Genomic DNA, 3,483 nt, shown 5'->3' with positions numbered 1-3,483 from the left:
CGAAGGAGACCCCGCATGATCCAGGACCCGAGCAGGACGGCCGCGCAGCGTTCAGGCCAACTCGACTGGCTGCTGGACGACTTGGTACAGCGGGTGCGCGAAGTGCGGCACGCCGTGGTGCTCTCCGACGACGGACTCGCCGTCGGCGCCTCGAACGACCTGGGCCGCGAGGACGCCGAGCACCTCGCCGCGGTCGCCTCCGGCTTCCACAGCCTCGCCAAAGGCGCGGGCCGGCACTTCGGCGCCGGTGGCGTGCACCAGACCATGGTGGAGCTGGACGATGCCTTCCTGTTCGTCGTCGCCGCGGGAGACGGCTCCTGCCTCGCCGTCCTCACCGCCGTGACCGCTGACATCGGCCTGGTGGCGTACGAGATGGCCCGCCTGGTCAAGCGGGTCGGTGAGCATCTGCACACGCCGCCACGCGCGGCGGCGCGCCCGTCCGCGGCCGGATGAGCCGGAAAGGCGGAGCGCCGCGATGACCGAGGACGGGACCCGCGCCCCGCGCGAGCCGGGCAGCCAGTGGTACGACCGGGAGGCCGGCCCCCTGGTGCGTCCGTACGCCATGACGGGCGGACGCACCAGATCCGGCCCCACCGGGGTCCGTTTCGACCTCATCGCCCTCGTCACGCTCGACCCGGGCGCGGCCGGACTTGACGACGGCGCGCTCGGACCCGAACACCGCGTCCTGGCCGACCTGTGCCGTGCCGAGACCCAGTCGGTCGCCGAACTCGCCGCGGGCGCCGACCTCCCCGTCGGCGTGGTCCGGGTGCTCCTCGGTGATCTGCTGGAGTCCGGCCGCGTCACCGTCAGCCGTCCGGTACCGCCCGCGCAACTGCCCCACGAACGGATCCTGCGCGAGGTGATCGAAGGATTGCGGGCCCTGTAGACGGCCGGTCGCCCTCAGCCCTCCAAAGGACAAGAGCGGTCGGAACCCGCGGAGAGACACCGAAGTCGTCATGATGCACACCCCACCCGACGTCGACCGTTGCCGGCACACCCGAGAGAAGTGATCGATGGTCTCCGAGAACACCGACGCCCTGGACGGCGACAGCACGGCCCTGGCGCTGAAGATACTGGTCGCCGGCGGGTTCGGCGTGGGCAAGACGACCCTGGTGGGCGCGGTCAGCGAGATCCGCCCGCTACGCACCGAGGAACTGCTGAGCGAGGCGGGGCAGCTGGTGGACGACACCGACGGCGTCGACAACAAGGTCACCACGACCGTCGCCATGGACTTCGGCCGGATCACCATCCGGTCGGGGCTCTCGCTGTACCTGTTCGGCACCCCCGGCCAGGACCGGTTCTGGTTCCTGTGGGACGAGCTGTCGCGAGGCGCGCTCGGTGCCGTGGTCCTCGCCGACACCCGCCGGCTGGAGGACTGCTTCCCGGCGGTCGACTACTTCGAGCACCGGCACATCCCGTTCGTGGTCGCCGTCAACTGCTTCGCGGGCGCCCGTGCCTACGGCGCCGACGACGTCTGCCGCGCCCTCGACCTCGACCAGGGCACTCCCGTGGTGCTGTGCGACGCCCGCGATCGCGACTCCGGCAAGGAGGTGCTGATCCGGCTCGTCGAGTACGCCGGGCGGGTGCACACCGCCCGGCTGCTCGACTCCGTCGGCTGACCGGTGCTCCCCGGTCGCGCCGACCGGGGGTCAGCCGGCCACGCCCTGCTCCGCGAGGACCTTGCCGATGGTGACCCGCACCAGGAGCTCGCCGGGCACACCGTTGCGCGCCCCGAACTCCTCGGCGCGGGCCTCGCCCATGCACCGGGTCCCGATCCGGGCCGCCCAGTGCCGCAGCTCGACCGGATCCTCCACGAGTTGGGCGCGGCCCCGCAGCACCACGTAGGCATAGGGCGGCCGGTCGTCGTCCACACGGAGGGCGACCCGGCCGTCACGGGCCAGATTCCGCCGCTTCACACTGTCCTTGCCGGTGTTGAACACCACCTCGTCGCCGTCCAGCAGAAACCGGACGGGGGTCACGTGCGGGCTCCCGTCGTACCGGACGGTGGACAGCTTTCCGGTGCGGGTACCGGACGAGACGAACTCCCGCCACTGCGCGTCGGTCATCTTCTGTGCCATGCCTCCCATCCTCCTTGCCCGTGCGCCGGTCCTGGGGAAGGCTGACGGAGAGATCCCCTCCGGCCAGGGGGAGACATCACACGGGGAGAATCGAACATGGCACAGAACCAGGGACTCGGCTGGCTGCTCGACGACTTGACCGAACGCGTCGAGGACGTGCGCCACGCGCTCGTCCTGTCGAACGACGGGCTGGTGACCGGCGCGAGCACAGGCCTGCGGCGCGAGGACGCGGAGCATCTGGCCGCTGTCGCGTCCGGGTTGCACAGCCTGGCCAAGGGGTCGGGCCGGCACTTCGGCGCGGGCAGCGTCCGCCAGACCATGGTGGAGTTCGACGACGCGGTGCTGTTCGTCACCGCGGCGGGCAGCGGCAGCTGCCTGTGCGTGCTCAGCGGCGCGGAGGCCGACATCGGGCAGATCGGCTACGAGATGACGCTGCTCGTCAACCGGGTCGGCGAACACCTCGGCGTGGACGCCCGTCGCCCGGACCGAGCCCCAGCCGCCGACCTCTGACCTGCGCGTTCTTCTTCCCCCGCGGGGTTATCCACAGGCTCGGCGCGCTGTCGGCGGGACCGGTTACGTTGGTGTCACGGCGAACGCACAGAGCGTGAGCGTGTGACTCCACGGGGGAGACCGACATGTCAGCTGACACCATCACGGCACGGGACCGCCTCACCTGGGCGCCGAGCCGGGCCGCCCGCGAACTGGGCCTCAAACGCAGCGAGTTCGACCTAGCGGTGCATCTGGGGCACGTCCGCACGGTACCCGACGACGAGGGCGGAGGCCGTCGCGTGCCCCGCGACGAGGTCGACCGGCTGCGTGCCGCGGAGGGCTTCCCCGAGGCGCTCCGCGACCGACTGCGGACGGTGGGGACACGGGAGGCCGCCGCCGTCATGGGCGTGACCCCGGCCAGGTTCACCCGACTCGCGCGCCTGGGCCTGGTGGTCCCCGTGCGCTTCTGGGTCAACCGGCACCGCGCGGTGGTCTGGCTCTATCTCGCCGACGAGGTACGGCAGTTCGCCACCGACGAGAAGAACGCCACGCTGCTGACAGGACGTGCGCCCGAGGTACTGCGAGGCCAGCTGGCCACCGGGCTCGATCTACGGCCCCGGAACTGGCGGAGCCGCCATCTGGGATTCCTGCTGCGGCACGCCGCCGACCCGTGGGAGAAGGCCGGCGCCCTGGCCGCCCTGCTCGACCCGGTCCGGATCGCGGAACTGGTCGACGACCCCTACGAACGCGCACATCTGAACCGGTTCCGGCCCGATCCGCCCGGCCAGGGCGCCCCGGGCTCACCGGCGGCCCAGCTCGTCGAGAGGATCACGACGGCGGACGATCCGGACGAGATCGGCCGGCTGCGGGCCGATCTCACCCGGGCCCTGGAAGAGGCCCGCGCGCACCGGCCCGC

At 71.9% G+C, this 3,483-nt stretch carries 6 protein-coding genes; 5 read left to right on the top strand and 1 reads right to left on the bottom strand.

Features of this window, described 5'->3' with window-relative positions; translation table 11 throughout:
• The first annotated feature begins 15 nt into the window (after window positions 1-15).
• From CCN42_RS38400 to CCN42_RS38390, 3 genes are all read left to right on the top strand, one after another.
• Window positions 16-453 carry a roadblock/LC7 domain-containing protein gene (locus CCN42_RS38400; protein WP_086741852.1) on the top strand — a complete coding sequence of 146 codons (438 nt, stop codon included), beginning with the start codon at window positions 16-18 and terminating at the stop codon, window positions 451-453.
• A 22-nt stretch (window positions 454-475) separates the two neighbouring features.
• Window positions 476-886 (top strand): DUF742 domain-containing protein, encoded by a 411-nt coding sequence (locus CCN42_RS38395; protein ID WP_086741851.1) that lies wholly within the window; start codon window positions 476-478, stop codon window positions 884-886.
• 127 nt (window positions 887-1,013) lie between these two features.
• On the top strand, window positions 1,014-1,619 hold the full coding sequence (locus tag CCN42_RS38390; RefSeq protein ID WP_086741850.1) for a GTP-binding protein: 606 nt from the start codon (window positions 1,014-1,016) through the stop codon (window positions 1,617-1,619).
• A 30-nt stretch (window positions 1,620-1,649) separates the two neighbouring features.
• On the opposite strand, the gene CCN42_RS38385 is transcribed toward CCN42_RS38390, so the two are convergent.
• Complete coding sequence (locus CCN42_RS38385) at window positions 1,650-2,078, bottom strand: PPOX class F420-dependent oxidoreductase (RefSeq protein ID WP_086741849.1); 429 nt, start codon at window positions 2,076-2,078, stop codon at window positions 1,650-1,652.
• Window positions 2,079-2,174: 96 nt separating this feature from the next.
• Between CCN42_RS38385 and CCN42_RS38380 the strand changes: the two genes are divergently transcribed.
• Window positions 2,175-2,588, top strand: a complete 414-nt coding sequence (locus CCN42_RS38380; protein WP_086173451.1) for a roadblock/LC7 domain-containing protein — start codon at window positions 2,175-2,177, stop codon at window positions 2,586-2,588.
• A gap of 125 nt (window positions 2,589-2,713) precedes the next feature.
• Window positions 2,714-3,483: DUF6397 family protein (locus CCN42_RS38375; protein ID WP_086741848.1), on the top strand; the 770-nt coding region annotated here is incomplete at its 3' end.

The organism is Streptomyces glaucescens, assembly GCF_002154375.1.
Classification (GTDB): domain Bacteria; phylum Actinomycetota; class Actinomycetes; order Streptomycetales; family Streptomycetaceae; genus Streptomyces; species Streptomyces glaucescens.
Note: the sequence above shows the minus strand (reverse complement) of the source record. Positions and strands in the feature narration are given on the sequence as shown.